The sequence below is a fragment of the Rhodopseudomonas sp. genome, from assembly GCF_048594845.1.
GTDB lineage: Bacteria > Pseudomonadota > Alphaproteobacteria > Rhizobiales > Xanthobacteraceae > Rhodopseudomonas.
Genome location: NZ_JBMDXE010000107.1, coordinates 19,726 through 35,341 on the forward strand (window position 1 = coordinate 19,726; position 15,616 = coordinate 35,341).

Consider the following 15,616-nt stretch of genomic DNA (forward strand, 5'->3'; position numbering starts at 1 on the left):
ACCTCTTGTCGATTTGCGTCGCGCGTTGGACAGGTCGATCACCAGCTGCGCTCAGCCTTGCCAACCATCCAGGAACTCAAGCAGCAGATTGGTGACGATCTCCGGCTGCTCCTCGTGCGGCAGATGTCCGCATTGCGGGATCGCAGCGACGCGCAGGTCACTGGCCATCTCGCGCCACACCGCCTCCATGTCGAACAGCTTGCCGACCGCGCCGAAATCCGCGCCCCACAGCGACAGCGTCGGGCAGGCAATCTTGACGTCCGCGTCGGCAAGGTCCTGGGCGATGTCGTCGGCACCGGCGCGATAATCCGACAGCGCGCCGCGCACGCCGCCTTCCGCCGCGAAGGCTTTCACGTAAGCGGCGATCGCGTCCTCGCTAATGCTCTTGGGGTCGTGGCACCAGTCGGTGAAGAAATGGCGCAGCCAGATGTCCTCGCGGCCGGCGATCAGCGCTTCCGGCAAATCGGCCACCTGGTGAAACAGGAAGAACCAATATTGCCGGGCGATCTTGGCGTTCATGTCGCGCGCCACGATGCGGGTCGGTACGTTGTCCATCACCACCAGCCGATCGACCAGATCGGGATGATCCTTGGTCAGCCGCGTCGCCACCCGCGCGCCGCGGTCGTGGCCGATCAACGCGAACGTGCCAATGCCGAGCGCCTGCGCCAGCGCCACGATGTCACTCGCCATGGTGCGCTTGTCGTAGCCGCCGGCCGGCTTGTCGGTGTCGCCATAGCCACGCAGATCCGGCGCGATCACCCGGTAGCGCTTCGCCAACTCGGGGATCTGAAACCGCCACGCATAGCTCGTCTCCGGAAAGCCGTGCAGCAGAATCACCAGCGGGCCCGAACCGGCCTCGCGATAGAACTGCCGGATGCCATTGGCGCGGATGGTGGCGTGGCGCGGAGTGGTCATTCGGCATTCCCTTCGAAGGCACCCCGCAAAAACGCAAGCCGCGGAGCTTCAGCAATGAAGGGCTGAGGATAGTCGGGACAGAAGGCGCGGGATTGCAGGGTTATGCGGGCGATTGAACGTTTGGATGGTCTGCGAGGCGGAACGATCGGAGCCATCCGCACCGCGCTGCCTCGAGGGTGCAGACGATTCGGCGCGAAGGGCCCTATTGTTGATCTTTAAGTCAACAATAGCCAGACCAAGCACCTCTCACCAATTTCGCGAATCCTCACTTGATCGAAATCATTACTTTGTATCACGCTATTAACTTCATCCGCTCGTAGTTCGTTTTCAAATTCTTCAGACTGCTCATCCAAAATCACGCTTATTGATCGCAACGCTCAGTCGCTGATTAGCACCTTTGCTTGATGGATAAGCCCGGATGCGGATGTCCGCTCGTCGGTTCAGTGATCGATTGACGCCGGAGCGCGCCGTCCGCCGGCGGAAGGACCGCGGCACCGCCGACGCTCCCGCCCGCCCGCGATCGAGGACTGCGGCGCAGGTCGACGAGCTTGGGATCCTGCTGTATCGGCTGCTTGCAGTCGGCGCGCTTGCGCTGCTGCTGGTCGGCATCTTCTTCGTCAGCTTCGGGCCATCGGAGCCCTTCGCCTACCGGGCGCTGAGTCTGTGCATCCTGGGCGTGCTCCCCGCGGCCGCGACCGTCATCGTCGCATCGGCACTCCGGGCGCTCTGCAGAACGATCAGTAACGCGTTCGATCCGGCGGAACGGGCCGTCGTCGGCTGGGCAGCCCGGCTGCGCTCGGCCTGTTCGTCGATCCGCGCAAGCGGGCGCCTGTCGGCACGTCCCGTCGCAGTGGCCCCGAACATTCCTCGCCGAACCCGCCCGACCTTTGATATAGATTGACCGCCGTCGGTTCTCCGTGATCCCGGACGGCCGCACATCAGCGTGCGTCGGCATTTCGATATCGGCTTTTTGCGCAATGAAGATTTTGGGCTTTGTCCTGCTGGCCTGTCTGGCGATGATGTCCGCGGCCCGCTGTGCGCCGCGTGAGGCGGCGTCCGAGATTTCGGTTCAGCAGGTTGCGGCGACGCGGATGGCGGTCTGGAAGGTGTTTCGCCGCATCCGCGAAGAGGCCCCGAAGGATCGCGGCCAGTTGCTGACCTTCGTCGAGCGCGCCGCGCAGGCGTCGGCCGTGCCGGCCGACTTCTTCAAGCGACTGATCAGGCAGGAAAGCGCGTTCGATCCCAATGCGGTCAGCAGCAAGGGGGCGCAGGGCGTGGCGCAGTTCATGCCGGCCACCGCGGCGCAGCGCGGCCTCAAGAACCCGTTCGACCCGGAAGAGGCGCTGCTCAAGTCGGCCGAACTGCTCAAGGATCTCAAGAACCGGTTCGGAAACTGGGGGCTGGCCGCCGCTGCCTATAATGCGGGGCCGGAGCGGGTGAGGCGCTGGCTGGCCGGCACCAGCCGTCTGCCGGCCGAAACGCAGCACTACGTGCATGTCATTACCGGCCGGGTTGCCGACGAATGGGCACAGGCCAACCCGGACTTCGCGTTCTCGGCTGTCCCGGCCGTGGTCCGGAAACGGACCCGCCGCCAGACGCAGCAGGAGGCCGAACTGCTCATCCTCGACCAGCTCAATGGCCAGGGCCGCGCGACGCTGGTCAGCACCCGCTCGCAGGCGCGGGCCGGCGACCTCTGCACCAGCTGCATTCGGCAGAAGTTCTACTAAATATCAGCGGCTGCCGGCCACCTGTCGGTGAGGCTGAGTCGGCGCTCTTCCGGCTGATCAGCCCGAACGGGTGCACCGGGACGGAACCCGGAACTGAACCTTAACCAGCGCGGCTTCATCCTTCCGAGGATTACTTCCTTCAACGGATCGGATTCGACATGAAACTCATTTTTGCGCTCGGCACCGGCGTCGCGCTGGCTGTTACGACCGTTGGGGCGGTCGCGGGCGAGGCGTTCGTCCCGCAGGCCCTGCAGAGCGCGGCCCGGATGTCCTCGGCGTCGCTGGAGCAAGCAACCTCGGCACTTGCGATCGCGCGTCCGATCGATCTCGCCCAGGGCCTTGCGGCCGCCACTGCGATGCAGCCGAGCCCCGGCGATCAGCGCGCCAATTCATCGGCCGTGACGCAAAGCGGTTACCGGAACGATGTCGCGGTGCTACAAACGGGAAGCAATAACGCATCGTCTGTGATCCAGCAGGGAGCGCTGAATCGCGCGACGGTGACGCAGCGGGGCCGCTGATGGTCGATCGGGAGTAACTCACCGCGTGAATTTGCGTTGGACCGGTACAACTCTCCCACTCTGGTCGGGTGTGCGGATGTTATAATCTGCACAGAGTCGGACATCACTCCCAGGGGCAGGCGACTTATGGAGCCAGGAGCATGTGGTACGCAGCTGTAGCACTCACGACAGCATTGGGCCTGGAAGCGGGCCTTCTCACAACCGACTTCGCCAACGCTCGGAACGCGCCGCGCATGCGGCTCGCGTCCGAGGTGTTTGTCCAGCAGTCGAATGGCCTCCTGCCGGCGCTCCGGCAACGGCCGGCGGATGCTCCGCCGCTGCCGCAGACGCCCGAAACCGGCGGGCCCGCCCGGACGGGCGCCGTGGCGACGCCGCCGCAGGCGGCTTCGCGTAGCACCGTGACACCCGAGAGCGGACCGCCTGCCGCCGCGGTCACGGCGAACGCGGCACAGTCGGGGGTCGCGTGCGGCCCGCAGAACGCTTCGTCCAAGGAATGCTACAGCGCAACGCAGCAGTACCGGTCGCCGGCTCGCTAGCGGCCGGACGACAGTTGGTCGGGCACCAAGCCGGAAACGACAACTAACGACGCGCGTGGGGTTCGTCAGCCGACCACCGGCTGGAGCTGGGGCGTGTGCGGAAGCGCAGGTCGAGCCGCAAGCACGGCGCAGGTCGGGCCGCAAGCACGGCGCCGTTCGATCGTGATCAGCTTACTAAGCCGGACCGACGGCGGGGGCCGCCGAACCTGACGAGACAAGCGGACCGTCTCTGAGCAGCCGAGGCCCCACTCAGGGTCTCGGCTAGGTCCACCTACTCTCCCAAAGACGCCTGCTTCGATCGATTGCTGCAGTACGCCTAGGCCGCGTTGCGGCTGGGATCCCGCGCCACGGGGCGCGGAGAGATCTGCCCGTCCGGCAGCGGCACCGGCGGGATCGCCTTCTGGTGCCGTTCGAGTTCGCGCATGAAAGCCTCGCCGGCCCGGGCGTCCTTGAAGCTCCAGAGGTCGTTCTTCACGCCCTCGAAGATCAGCGAATAAACCGCGAGCTGGATGCCTTCGCGCACCGCCAGCGTGGCTGGCGAATTCTTGGTGAAGCCGGCGTCGGCCTGCAGCAGATGGTCGACCGAGGTGTAGAGGAAGCCGGTGCCCGACAGATTGACCGAATAGACGATTTTGCTGGTGGTGACCGAGGCCAGCACGCGGCCGGTCTGGACGCTCACGGCGCGCAGCGCGACGGTGATGATGTCCTGCCGGTACTGCACGTTGGCGCCGATGCCGAGATAGTTGGCGCCGATGCCGCCGGTGGTCTCGTTGGTATCGTAGCCGATCACGCCGCCCTCGAGCAGCACGCCGGCGAAGCGGAGCGGCGGCAGGCTCTTCGCCTTCTCGCCCTCGAGCGCCGTGCGGGTATTCTGGATGATCTGCCGCTCCTGCAGCAGCGGGGCCAGATCGGCGCGCTCGACGACGTCGAACCAGGCGCCGCCGCCGGCCTTGACCAGCACGTCGGTCAGGATCGAGCTGCCGCCCTGGGTCACGGCGCGGGAGAATTCCGCGAAATTGTCGTTGGATTTGTTCTGACCGGTGAGGTCAGGGAAATTGTAGACCGAGACGTCGAGCTTGCGCTTCGGAGGCGGCAGGCTCTCCAGGACGATTCCGGTCTTGGTCGGAGCCACCATCTGGGCCGGCTCCGCCAGAGGATCCTTGTTGGTTCCGGTCAGCGCGCAGCCGCCAGCACTCAGCGCCAGCAGCAAAGCGCCGGCCATACGAGCATACATCATCAAATTAAGCCCCGTTAGGGTTCGGTCGGCCTATGGGCTCGTCGGGGTGGTTACGCCCGATCCACCGATCACAATCACCGGGGAGGTGGAGCCGCCGCCGACGTTGCTGAGCGCGTTGCTCAGGCCCGACAGGTCGACGCCCTTATTCCCCGAGGTTGCGCCCTTGCCCTGAGCCTGCGCCATCGACAGCAGGAAATTACCGGCAAGGGGATTACCACCAAGCGTCGGGCTGATCGGTCGATAAACCTGCTCGGTCGCGAACGCCGAGCCCGACAGGGCAACGCCAACACAGAGCGAAAGCAATCCGGCAATCCTCATGACATATCTCCTGCGCGGTCTGGCCCCTGCCTACCGCTTGATCAATAAACCGCCATTCGGCAATCGCGCGATCAACGCATTGACCGGCTTGGAGCCGGGCGGCTGAATCACACCCACGAACAATCCTGACGTGTTGATTAGCATTAGATTCGACATCAGGCTGTAACCACGCTGCAACACACCCACGGTGTTGTGATTACCGCCGATGATACCAACGTTCGACAGGTTGTTATTCCCACTTTGCATCTGAAGAACGTAGTTGTAGTTGCCGATTTGCGTGGTAACGGCGTAGTTTCCACCACGGGCCCCGGCCGAAACCATCTCCGGCGTCGCGCCGGGCGGTGTACCTTGATACCCACGCGGGGCGACCAGTCCGGCCTGCGGGCTGGGCTGGCCGACCACCGGGATCGAGTACTGCACCCCATTTCGCAGTGCGATAGACTGATCGATGTAGGCCGTTCCGGCCCGGACGGGCCCCGCGACGGCGGCCGAAACCAGCAGCGCGCCGGCGAAAATGGCGTAGCTCCGGCGCTTCTTTGCCTGGCCGGCTATGGTGATACGCATGAGATTCTCCCTAGGCCTGATTCGACGATCAGCGAGGCGCGGTAGTGGCCTCGCGCCGACCCGTCGAGGATGATGGTAGTCAGGACCGTTTCGTCGCCCGAGCTCAGCTCGAACGCACCGCTTTGATGATTCTCACTAATTCCCGTTGCACTGTTCTTGGTGACGACCAGCCGGTAGGTCCCGGTCGTGGGCCTGGCGGCGGTCGCGACCGCCTCGATCCGCAACAGACCGTCCTGGGCGGTCGTCCGGATGTCACAGGTGATGGCCGACGGCGCCGCGTTGGCGGCCGCCGGCCCCGCTGCGATCGGGACTCCGAACACTGATCCGAGCACAACGGCCGCAAGCGTTGGCCACGCGCCATCCATCGACCCATACTCCCCGGCATGACGCAGATGCGAGAAGCAGACGGCGGGGCTCACGCCCCGCCGCTGCGACCGGTTAGTGCTGGACGACGGTCGACACGTTGTGCGAGCCGAACTGCGCGGTCACCGAGGTGTTGGAGACCGACGCGCTCGCGACCTGGCTGGTATAGGCCTGGTTGGCGTAGCCGACCTGGAGGGTCGCCTGGGTGTTCGGCTGGATCGACATGCTCGACGGCTGCGGGCCGGTCTGGTTGGCGTAAGCGGAGTTCTGGGCGCCGAACTGGGCGATCAGCGAGGTGTTGAGGCTGCCGACGAGCGGATTCGCCACCTGGGTGGTGCCGGCGTGGTTCTTGGCGCCGGCCTGAATGGTTGCCGCCGCGTTGGCGCCGACCGTCGTGAGGGCGCTCGACTGGGTGGTGGTGGCGTCGTTCTTGTAGCCGATCTGCAGGGTGCCCTGGGCGTTCAGGCCATTGACCTGCGAGACGTTGGCGTAGTTTTCGGCGCCGAACTGCGCGGTCAGCGACTGGTTGCCGGCCGAGAAGAGATGCTGGCCGTACTGCGTCGTGATCGCGCCGTTGTTGTAGCCGGCCTGGAACGTCGCAGCGCTATTGTCGACGCCATTCCAGCCCGCCGTAAGAACGCCCGAACCCGTAGTAGCGCCATTCGCATTCTGGTTCGTGATCTGCCAGTTCTTGACGCCGAACTGAGCAGCCGTGGAGGTGTTGTCGCCGCCCGTATAGGCGCTGAACGGCTTGAATTGCTGCGCCGCCGCACCGTTCGAGCCTTGAGTGGTGGTCGACACGTTGCCGGCACCGGCCTGCAGCGTATCGGCGCTATTCTTGCCGCCCTGCTTGTTAGTGCCCTGCGAGGTCGCCGAGTTGTTGTTGGTGCCGAACTGCAACGTGCTCTGATCGTTGGCGCCGCCGGTCTGACCGACCACCGAGCTGTTCAGATAGCCAAACTGACCAGTCGAGGAAGTGTTGGTCTTCGAGCCCTGCACACCCTCCTGATAGGTCTTCGCGTAGTTCGCGACGCCGACCTGCACGGTGCCCTGGCTGTTGTTGCCGCCGGTCTGGCCGACATTCGCCTGGTTCTTGGCGCCGATCTGCAGCGTGCCCGACGCGTTGGTCTTCGCGCCGGCCTGATCCTGGGAAGTGATGGCGTTGTTCTTGTAGCCGAACTGCGCGGTGCCCTGCTTGTTGTTGCCGCCGGTCTGGCCGACGGTCGAGGTGTTGCTCACACCGACCTGCGCGACGAAGGATTCGTTAATGCCAGCGGCCGAAGCCAGCGAGGTCGAGGCCAACAAGATGGCCAGTGCTGTCACCTTCTTCATGACGGTTCCCTGTTAACCAACGCGGGGTCAGCGACCATCGCTGCCCTCAGGTAATAGTTTAACTAAAAGTTAAGCGACTCGACAATGGCAATCCGATTATTTAGCTTAATTGGTGCGTTGTTACTCAACGTTCGTGTGCGATTGCTCACGGTCGATTACTTGTTAGTTGGTTCACTTATAGGACGGATTACGCACCGTGCGGTCGATCACGGAGCAGAAAGACTTGGAGAATGAGCAGCCGGGAGAATGGTTAAACGCTCTTGTTGACTTAAACATCAACATCGTTGAAGCCTCATCAACACGGCATTCCTGCTCCGAGGCGTTGATTTCTATGTCAACAATCCAAGACCTAGTCGACAGCGGCGCGCTCATCCGCATCGAAGTCGATCTCGCCGCCGGCGAACAACCCGTTCGCCTGCTGTACGGCACGCGGGGCTTCATTGAATGGCTGGGAACGCTGTTAGCAGGAGAAGAGCCACCGCAACGCCTCGGCGACGCGACCGTCGCCGAACAAGTCGACGCACTGTTCTACGCGTTCACCGCCGGCAAGCAGATGATCTACACCCGGCAGTTTCGCATCATTCGCGTGGAGCCGAACGCCGTCTGGGAATTCAAGACCCCGGACGTGCGCATCTTCGGCTGGTTCTTGAAGAAGGACTGCTTTGCCGCGGTATTCGGGGACTGGACCAACCGCGTTAAGGATCACGATTTATATCGAGGTTATCGCATTTCAATTAGGCGAATTCGACGAGAATTAGGTGTAGAAGACAACCTGTGTGTGAAAGGCAGTAGCCCCGATGACGTCGTTTCATTTTGATATCGGCAGCAGGGCGCAACGTGCAGGACGGCTTATTTCGCGCGTGCGCACTGAATTACTTCGCGTATTGTCTGAGAAGAAAAAGGCCGAGGGCCTGACACAGCAGGCCCTCGCAAAGCGGCTCGGAGTCGACCGCTCGCAGATCAACCGACAGCTCTCCGGCGAGAGCAATCTCACATTAAGAAGCCTCGCCGAACTCGCCTGGGCCATGAACATGGAAGTCTCGCTGCAGCTCCAGGAGCCGTCCCACGGCTTCGGCTGCAACGACATCAGCAGCACGTCGACGATCGGGCACGGCCCGATCAAGGTCGTCAACCTCGCCAAATCGAACGGGTCCGCCGACCCCACGGCGTCGAGCGCTCTGTTGAAGTCCAAGGAGTAATGCGTCAGTGCAAGCGCTCGATCGGTATGGTTACTGTATCTTCTGCGACGACATCCGGATCGAACCGGGGGGCAAACTCAGCTTTCTCCGCTGCTACAATGCGGTGATGGTGGTCGACCGGCCGTTTCCGGTGATGCTGCCGAAACTGTGCTTCCACGTCACAGTCTGCTCGCCCGCCAACAAACCCTACAGCTCGCTGATGGCGCGCTGCTACCTTCCGGACGAAGACAAGCCCGTCGCGGAGGAGCCGATCGAGGTGCCGCCGCCGAGCGCTCAGCTCGCGCTGCTGGATTCGCTTCCTCCGGGCGCCGAGGCGCCACCTTATATCGTCGTCTCCGCCAGCCTGATCATCGAGCCGATCGAGATCCGCAGTGCCGGACTGATCCATGTGCGCGCGCTGATCGACGGCGGCCCGCACGAACTTCATCTCGGCTCACTTCATATTCGCGGCTGACCGGCAGCGACTCGGCCCGCCGAGCGGCGGCCGAGATCGTCTCGCTGCGCTCACATCGCCGGGCTGCGCCGGTGGAGAGCCAACCTTCAACCGCGCTTCGATCGATATCCCTGCTCATCGCGAGAGCATCGGCTGCCTCGTTCGAGACAGCGTGATTAGTTAGCTCACATGCGGCCCGCGCTTTGTTGATCTTTAGATCAACGATTAGCACTAAGCCGAATCAATCTGTGACGAATCTTCGAATCTTCTTTTCAAGCCTCTCGACCCGCGTATATGTAAATAAATCATTAATCTTACGTAGTAGCAGCGCTCATGGACGACATCATCGCCTCAGCAATGCTTGCGACAAGCGGACCGATCGATCGGACCTCGCTCGACGATTCGTTCATCGACATTCTCGCACGCAGCATTCAGCGCACCGCGCCGGCAGCGGACGAACTCCCGATCTCGTTTCATCAGCCCGGCTTCGGCATGCTGAACCAACAGACTCCACACCACTTCTCCAGGATCAGGCGTTAACCGGCAGGAGCAAGACGCATGCGTGTACTTCTCGCATTTGGATCGCGTCCGGAGATCATCAAGCTCGCTCCGGTGTATCAGGCACTGGACCGGCGCCCCGACGTCCAGACGGACGCCGTCTGGACAGGGCAGCATGTGGAACTCGCCGCCGGACTGCTCGACCTGTTCGACATCCAGCTGACGGTGGATGGGGGGCTCGACTCGCTTCGCCAACCTGAACTGACCGACAAGTTCGGGGAGATCGTCCGCCTGATCGGCGATCAGCTCCGACGCGGCCGCTACGACTGGCTGGTGGTCCAGGGCGACACCACCACTGCGGTCGCCGCATCGATCGCGGGCTTCCTCTGCAAGGTGCCGGTGGCGCATGTCGAAGCCGGCCTGCGCACCAACGATCTGCAATCGCCCTGGCCGGAAGAATTCAATCGGCGGCTGGTGTCGGTCGCCACGTCGGTGCACTTCGCGCCCACCCCGCGCGCCGAGGTCAACCTGATCCGCGAGGGCATCCCGCCCGCGAGCATCCATGTCGTCGGCAACACCGTTGTCGATGCGCTGCTCTATACGCGGCGGCGCGTCGCCGGCGACTATCAGCCGATCGATCGTGCGATCTCCAATCTGCCGCCCGGCAAGCTGGTGCTCGCGACGACGCATCGGCGCGAGAATATCGGCGAGCCGATGATCCGCGTGCTGCAGGCGCTGCGCACCCTCGGCAAGGACGGCGACAAGGTCATCGTGCTGCCGGCTCACCTCAATCCCGATGTTCGCCAGACGGTCGACGAGATCCTGGGCGAAGCGCCGAACGTGCGCGTGCTGGCGCCGCTGCAGTATCAGGATTTCGTCCATCTGCTGTCGCGCGCCTGGTGCGTCGTCAGCGACTCCGGCGGCATCCAGGAAGAGGCGCCGTCGTTCGGACTGCAGATCCTGATCACCCGCGAAACCACGGAACGGCCCGAAGTGCTGCACAGCGGATTCGGCCGGCTCGTCGGGTCGGATGCCGGATCGATCGTGCGCGGCGTCCGCGCCCTGACGGCGTCGCCGTCCCCGCAACTGCTGTCACGACCGAACCCGTTCGGCACCGGCGACGCCGGCGAACGGATCGCCGCCGTGCTGGCCGGCGAGGCCGACCAGATGCTGCAGGCCGCAGAATAGAGGGAGTCGGACAGAGCAGACCGCATCCAGCGGCTGCTCACGATTGGCCAGCGCACGGTCGGCTCCGCGGGAACGCGGTCCGACGAAAACCTCAGTTGTTAGGTTTCCGGAGGTCCGCATTTGACGGCGAGCGAATGCGACGGCGGGCGCGAGGAGATCGCAGGCCCGCGAGCGGGCTGGCAGCTTTGAATGCGGAATTTCTCGGGAATGGCGGAGAGAGTGGGATTCGAACCCACGGTACGGTTTCCCGCACACACGCTTTCCAAGCGTGCGCCTTAAGCCACTCGGCCATCTCTCCGGGCGCCCTCTCATGACCGCGCCGCGCGGTTTTTGCAAGGGATCGGCGCGGACTGCGGGAGATTTCGGCTAAAATATTGATTTGAGGGGCTGTTCTGGTGTGGAAGGAGCGCCGTCGCGTGGCGGACGCTCTGCCGAACGGGGGCAGGCAGCACAGATCGAACGCCCTCGGATTCTTAAATCTAGAGCGAAGGGCGAGGTCCGAACGCCCGGGACCACCGCGCCTTTGCCTATCGCTGAGGAATTCCTCCCCCCATCCGAACAACCGCGGCGAGCGATCGCGATGTGGTCAGCTTAGGCCCTCGCCGTCGCTTCGATCGAATCGCCGACCACGCCTTGGGGCTTCCTCCTGCCCCCCTAGCCTACTGCAGGATCGCGCCACCGAACGACATCGGCGGGCGCCGAGACCAACCGCCGGCCATCTTGAGAGGCGGAGCCTCGGTGGCAGTCCCGGAACTCGCTGCCTCGCGTGCTCCAGCATGGGCGTCGCTCAGCGCCGCAACGAAATCCGAGAACCAGGATTGAACGCTGCCGCGGCGCAGCTTGCCCATCATGACTTCCCACCGCATCCGGCGCTCCGTAAGCGGCATCGCCAAAGCGGTCGAGATCGCCCGGGCCATGCCTTCGATGTCATGGGGGTTGACCAGCAGCGCCGTATCGAGCTCGTTTGCGGCGCCGGCAAATTTCGACAGCACCAGCACGCCGGGATCGATCGGATTCTGGGCAGCGACATATTCCTTCGCCACCAGATTCATGCCGTCCTGCAGCGGCGTCACCAGACCGACTTGCGCGGTTCGATAAAGGCCGGCGAGCACTGCCTGACGGAAGCCTTTGTTGAGATAGCGGATGGGCGTCCAGTCGGCCTCGCCGAGCCGGCCATTGACGTCGCTGACGAGCCGGGCAAGGTCGCCCTGCAGGTTGCCATACGCTTCGATCGTACCACGCGATGGAGTCGCAATCTGCAGCAGCGACACGCTTCGCTGCAGCGAAGGCCGCGTCGTCAACATCCGCTCGAACGCGTTGACGCGATTGATCAGGCCCTTGGAGTAATCGAGCCGGTCGACGCCGATCACCAGCTTCTCGCCGTTCAGGCTCTTGCGCAGTCGCGACACATCCGGATGCGCCATGGCTTTCTGTGCCTGCTGCGCGAACAGGTCGGCGTCGATGCCGATCGGAAAGACCTGGCAGCGGGATACGCCGCGCGAGCTGCTGATGACGCCGTCATCGACGGACAGCCCCAGCTCGCTTTGAACGTAAGCGAGAAAATTGCTGCGATCCTCTTCGGTCTGAAATCCGATGAGATCGTAGGCCAGCATCGCTTCGATCAGTTCGCGATTGTGCGGCACACAGCCCATCGTGGCGGGAGATGCCCAGGGTGTGTGGAGGAAGAAGCCGATCGGCTGAGTTACGCCGAGGTCACGCAATTCTGCGCCCAGCGCAAGAAAATGGTAATCCTGAATCCAGAAAGCGGTATCCGGCTTGCGGAAGCGCATCAGCGCTCGCGCCATGAAACCGTTCACTTCGCGATAGGAGTGGTAGTCGTCCTGCGAGACGCGAATCAGGTCGGCCCGTGAATGAAGCGCCGGCCACAGCGCCGAATTAGCAAAACCTTCGTAATATCCGCCGTAATGCGCCGCCGGCAGATCCAGCATCGCCAGAGCCCCCGCGCCGAGTTCTTCAATTTCCGCGAAGGGTTCCCGCTGAGCTCCATCGCGAACACGACCACTGGAACCGACCCAAATAGCTCCAGATTTCTCGACGACTGGCAGCAACGCTGCGGCCAGACCGCCGGTCATCGGCTCGTTGGCCGACGCCCTCGCCACCCGGTTGGAAACGACGACTAGGTTCACTTGTCCCTCCGGCGCCCCTATTGATGATTGGTGAATTAACAACCGTTCATCGAGTTCGTTCCATGACGCAATTCGAACAACATTAAGGCGAGCCGATGGTCATGTGCCGCACAGTTCGGCGCGGTAAGGCGACGCATGTTGCTGTAGTACCAACTTATTTCGGTGGCGGATCAAGCAGACGCGTCAGCCATTCCCGCACGTCGCGCGGTTCCTCGAAATGTCCGTCGACCACATCGCTGTGGCGACCCACCGAGAAGGCAAGACCGCGTAGTTCCGGCATGATTGCGAACACGGTTTCATCGGTGACGTCGTCGCCGATGAACACGGGACGGCGGCCAATGAACGGCTGATGTTTCATCAGTTCGACAACGCCGGTCGCCTTGGTGAAACCGGAATGCTTGATCTCGCAGACCGCCTTTCCGGGAAGAACCTCGAGCGGCGCGTGTGGGTTTTCCGCGCGGATCGCCGCCACGGATTCGTAAATCGCTTTCTCGGTGTGAGGCGCAAGCCGATAATGCAGCGCCAGCGAGTAGCCTTTGTCTTCGAGCAGAATACCCGGGCTGATTCGTGCGATCGCGGCGAGCCGGCTCTTCAGTTCAGGATCGAGCGGCGGCGCATGCACGGCAGCGGCTTCGCCGCCCGACAGCAGCCGCATCTCCGCGCCATGGCCGCCGACGGCTGGTAGACGCAACGGCGCGAAGATCAGATCGATATCATTGATCGACCGGCCACTGACGAGCGCCAGGGCACCCGACGTCCGCTCGTGCAAGTCCCGCAACGTCTGCTCCAGCTCCGGCGGCACCCAAACCTCGCGCGGCGTCGGCGCAAAGTCCAACAGCGTACCATCGATATCGAAAAAAACAGCTTTTACGGTTGGATTTTGCATGAAACAAAGTTAAAAGTATTTTTTTGCCACAAATGCACAGATAAGATAACAAATGGTTAATTTTTAACTGTGTATCTGTTTTTTTAAGAAAATGATTGAACTCTAGCCTCCACGGTTTTCAATAGCGATTGCAACTTCTCTAGCAACGTATTTATTTGATTACGAATAGTCTCATCCAACCCTTGAACCACGGCAACTTCTTGTTCCAACTGCCTAAATTCGGCACCTAATTCTCTAGCACCAATTTGTGCAATTCTTCCAGCTAATCGATGTACCACTAGCCTCACTTCCGGTTGGTTCTGATTGGCGATGCCTTCCTTAATCAACGCCCGATCTTCCTCGCAGTCTCGAATGAAACTAGTTAAAATCTTCGCCATCATTTGCTGATCGCCCATTGTCATTTTTTGCAAAGAACTGTCATCAAAACCTATTTCCTCCGTTGCTGGCGAAATCTCAAACAAAGCCAACAAATCCTCCGCTTTAAAAGGTTTGATAATCACTCCTTCAAAGCCTTGGTCTAACACCGCCTGTTGCTCATCGGGTAACACTTGCGCTGTAATTGCATAGTATTTCACATGTTTGGGCAAGCGCTGTCTAAGTTGTCGGTGTACTTCAATTCCAGTTATGCCACCTTCTAAGCGCATATCTACAAAAACGTACTCCAGTTCATTATCAATAGGCTCGCTCAAAATAGCATCAGCCGTGCTAAAAGTTTTATACGGAATTTGATGTGCAGAAAATATCAACTCGCACAAATTGAGGATTAAATTATCATCATCAATTACCCAAACCCCTTTTGCCTTGTTAACCGCTTTTGTATTTTCTAAACGCTTAGGCTCGGCAGGCACATCTCCTTTCTGATATTGTAAATAAACCACAAACGATGTTCCTTTGCCAAGCTTACTCTTGGCGTTAATTCTTCCGCCCTGCGCATCTACCAAAGTCTTTACGATAGCCAACCCCAAACCAGTACCGTTTTGGTTCATCGATTGATGGTCTGAGTTAGTGCCCTGCTCAAACTCCTTGAAAATTTTATCCTGATCTTCCTTCGAAAAACCTATTCCAGTATCCTCAACCGTGAAATAGCAGTAGACATTTTCATCTTGCTGTTTGCAATCCACAATCAGTTTCACATGCCCCTTTTGCGTAAATTTAATCGCATTTCCCAAAAGATTATACAGCACCTGCTTTAATCTAAAAGCATCGCCTTTTACCCAATGCTGTTCATCTAGATTAAAATTAGCCAACAGGCTGATCCCTTTCTTTTCGGCCAAGGGTCTTACCGCGTCCATTACTTCATCAAGCAGTTTTTGAAGATCGAAATTCTCTTTTTTGAAACTGAATTCTCCCGAGGTTATTCGGTTGTAATCTAGCACCTCATTTACAATTTGTAGTAGATGAACAGAAGAACGATGAATAGCCTCAACGTGTTTTTTATTTGGATTTTCTTGTTTGGCAATAAATTCTGAATACCCCAAAATAGCTTGCAAAGGTGTTCTAATTTCGTGGCTCATGTTAGAAAGAAAGCGCTGCTTTGCCCTGCCATGATACTCGGCTTCTTCCTTCGCTTTTTCCAATGCCAAACGGTACTTATTGTTTTTGCTAATATCCGCCAAGATAAGTGAACCTAAAATCATGGTAATTACAAAGAACGCAATGATGATAATTTTGATCTGATACACCCCTTCACTCACCATATTTTTGGCTTGCTCTCCATTGAGGTCAATTTGCATTAAAGCCTCAGCTTCCACCTCG

17 protein-coding genes and 1 tRNA gene are annotated in these 15,616 nt (G+C 60.7%); 8 read left to right on the forward strand and 10 right to left on the reverse strand.

Annotation, left to right across the window (positions count from 1 at the left end; translation table 11 throughout):
• Window positions 1-51 precede the first annotated feature (51 nt).
• Window positions 52-915 (reverse strand): alpha/beta fold hydrolase, encoded by an 864-nt coding sequence (locus ACOJTD_RS06220; RefSeq protein ID WP_420132055.1) that lies wholly within the window; start codon window positions 913-915, stop codon window positions 52-54.
• A 418-nt stretch (window positions 916-1,333) separates the two neighbouring features.
• Here ACOJTD_RS06220 and ACOJTD_RS06225 point away from each other — a divergent pair, with 418 nt between their 5' ends.
• The 3 genes from ACOJTD_RS06225 to ACOJTD_RS06235 all read left to right on the forward strand — a co-directional run bounded on the left by ACOJTD_RS06225 (window position 1,334) and on the right by ACOJTD_RS06235 (window position 3,160).
• Window positions 1,334-1,816 (forward strand): hypothetical protein, encoded by a 483-nt coding sequence (locus tag ACOJTD_RS06225; protein ID WP_420132056.1) that lies wholly within the window; start codon window positions 1,334-1,336, stop codon window positions 1,814-1,816.
• A 76-nt stretch (window positions 1,817-1,892) separates the two neighbouring features.
• Complete coding sequence (locus ACOJTD_RS06230; RefSeq protein WP_420132057.1) at window positions 1,893-2,642, forward strand: lytic transglycosylase domain-containing protein; 750 nt, start codon at window positions 1,893-1,895, stop codon at window positions 2,640-2,642.
• Between the two features lie 158 nt (window positions 2,643-2,800).
• Window positions 2,801-3,160 (forward strand): curlin repeat-containing protein, encoded by a 360-nt coding sequence (locus ACOJTD_RS06235; protein WP_420132058.1) that lies wholly within the window; start codon window positions 2,801-2,803, stop codon window positions 3,158-3,160.
• 852 nt (window positions 3,161-4,012) lie between these two features.
• Here the strand turns inward: ACOJTD_RS06235 and ACOJTD_RS06240 are convergent.
• The 5 genes from ACOJTD_RS06240 to ACOJTD_RS06260 form a co-directional block, all read right to left on the reverse strand.
• A complete protein-coding gene (locus tag ACOJTD_RS06240; protein ID WP_420132059.1) occupies window positions 4,013-4,918 on the reverse strand; it encodes a CsgG/HfaB family protein in 906 nt (301 codons plus the stop codon).
• 45 nt (window positions 4,919-4,963) lie between these two features.
• The gene (locus tag ACOJTD_RS06245) at window positions 4,964-5,251 is read right to left on the reverse strand and encodes a curli assembly protein CsgF (protein WP_054163207.1); all 288 of its coding nucleotides are present in this window, start codon (window positions 5,249-5,251) and stop codon (window positions 4,964-4,966) included.
• Between the two features lie 30 nt (window positions 5,252-5,281).
• Window positions 5,282-5,815: a hypothetical protein gene (locus tag ACOJTD_RS06250; RefSeq protein WP_420132060.1), complete on the reverse strand. Its 534-nt coding sequence runs from the start codon at window positions 5,813-5,815 to the stop codon at window positions 5,282-5,284.
• Complete coding sequence (gene csgH, locus ACOJTD_RS06255) at window positions 5,800-6,180, reverse strand: curli-like amyloid fiber formation chaperone CsgH (protein ID WP_420132061.1); 381 nt, start codon at window positions 6,178-6,180, stop codon at window positions 5,800-5,802. Before csgH ends, ACOJTD_RS06250 begins: the two co-directional genes overlap by 16 nt.
• Before the next feature lie 73 nt (window positions 6,181-6,253).
• Window positions 6,254-7,510 (reverse strand): hypothetical protein, encoded by a 1,257-nt coding sequence (locus ACOJTD_RS06260; RefSeq protein ID WP_420132062.1) that lies wholly within the window; start codon window positions 7,508-7,510, stop codon window positions 6,254-6,256.
• Between the two features lie 196 nt (window positions 7,511-7,706).
• Between ACOJTD_RS06260 and ACOJTD_RS06265 the strand changes: the two genes are divergently transcribed.
• The 5 genes from ACOJTD_RS06265 (at window position 7,707) to wecB (ending at window position 10,828) form a co-directional block, all read left to right on the forward strand.
• On the forward strand, window positions 7,707-8,327 hold the full coding sequence (locus tag ACOJTD_RS06265) for a hypothetical protein (RefSeq protein WP_420132063.1): 621 nt from the start codon (window positions 7,707-7,709) through the stop codon (window positions 8,325-8,327).
• 67 nt (window positions 8,328-8,394) lie between these two features.
• Window positions 8,395-8,709, forward strand: coding sequence for a helix-turn-helix domain-containing protein (locus ACOJTD_RS06270; RefSeq protein WP_420132064.1), 315 nt, complete (start codon window positions 8,395-8,397; stop codon window positions 8,707-8,709).
• A 7-nt stretch (window positions 8,710-8,716) separates the two neighbouring features.
• Window positions 8,717-9,163 (forward strand): hypothetical protein, encoded by a 447-nt coding sequence (locus ACOJTD_RS06275; RefSeq protein WP_420132065.1) that lies wholly within the window; start codon window positions 8,717-8,719, stop codon window positions 9,161-9,163.
• A 312-nt stretch (window positions 9,164-9,475) separates the two neighbouring features.
• Window positions 9,476-9,682: a hypothetical protein gene (locus tag ACOJTD_RS06280; RefSeq protein ID WP_420132066.1), complete on the forward strand. Its 207-nt coding sequence runs from the start codon at window positions 9,476-9,478 to the stop codon at window positions 9,680-9,682.
• 18 nt (window positions 9,683-9,700) lie between these two features.
• Window positions 9,701-10,828: a non-hydrolyzing UDP-N-acetylglucosamine 2-epimerase gene (wecB, locus tag ACOJTD_RS06285; RefSeq protein WP_420132067.1), complete on the forward strand. Its 1,128-nt coding sequence runs from the start codon at window positions 9,701-9,703 to the stop codon at window positions 10,826-10,828.
• Between the two features lie 208 nt (window positions 10,829-11,036).
• On the opposite strand, the gene ACOJTD_RS06290 is transcribed toward wecB, so the two are convergent.
• From ACOJTD_RS06290 to ACOJTD_RS06305, 4 genes are all read right to left on the reverse strand, one after another.
• Window positions 11,037-11,126, reverse strand: a tRNA-Ser gene (locus ACOJTD_RS06290).
• A gap of 361 nt (window positions 11,127-11,487) precedes the next feature.
• Complete coding sequence (otsA, locus tag ACOJTD_RS06295; protein WP_420132070.1) at window positions 11,488-12,975, reverse strand: alpha,alpha-trehalose-phosphate synthase (UDP-forming); 1,488 nt, start codon at window positions 12,973-12,975, stop codon at window positions 11,488-11,490.
• Window positions 12,976-13,129: 154 nt separating this feature from the next.
• Window positions 13,130-13,861, reverse strand: coding sequence for a trehalose-phosphatase (gene otsB, locus ACOJTD_RS06300; protein WP_420132068.1), 732 nt, complete (start codon window positions 13,859-13,861; stop codon window positions 13,130-13,132).
• Between the two features lie 83 nt (window positions 13,862-13,944).
• Window positions 13,945-15,616: ATP-binding protein (locus ACOJTD_RS06305; RefSeq protein ID WP_420132069.1), on the reverse strand; the 1,672-nt coding region annotated here is incomplete at its 5' end.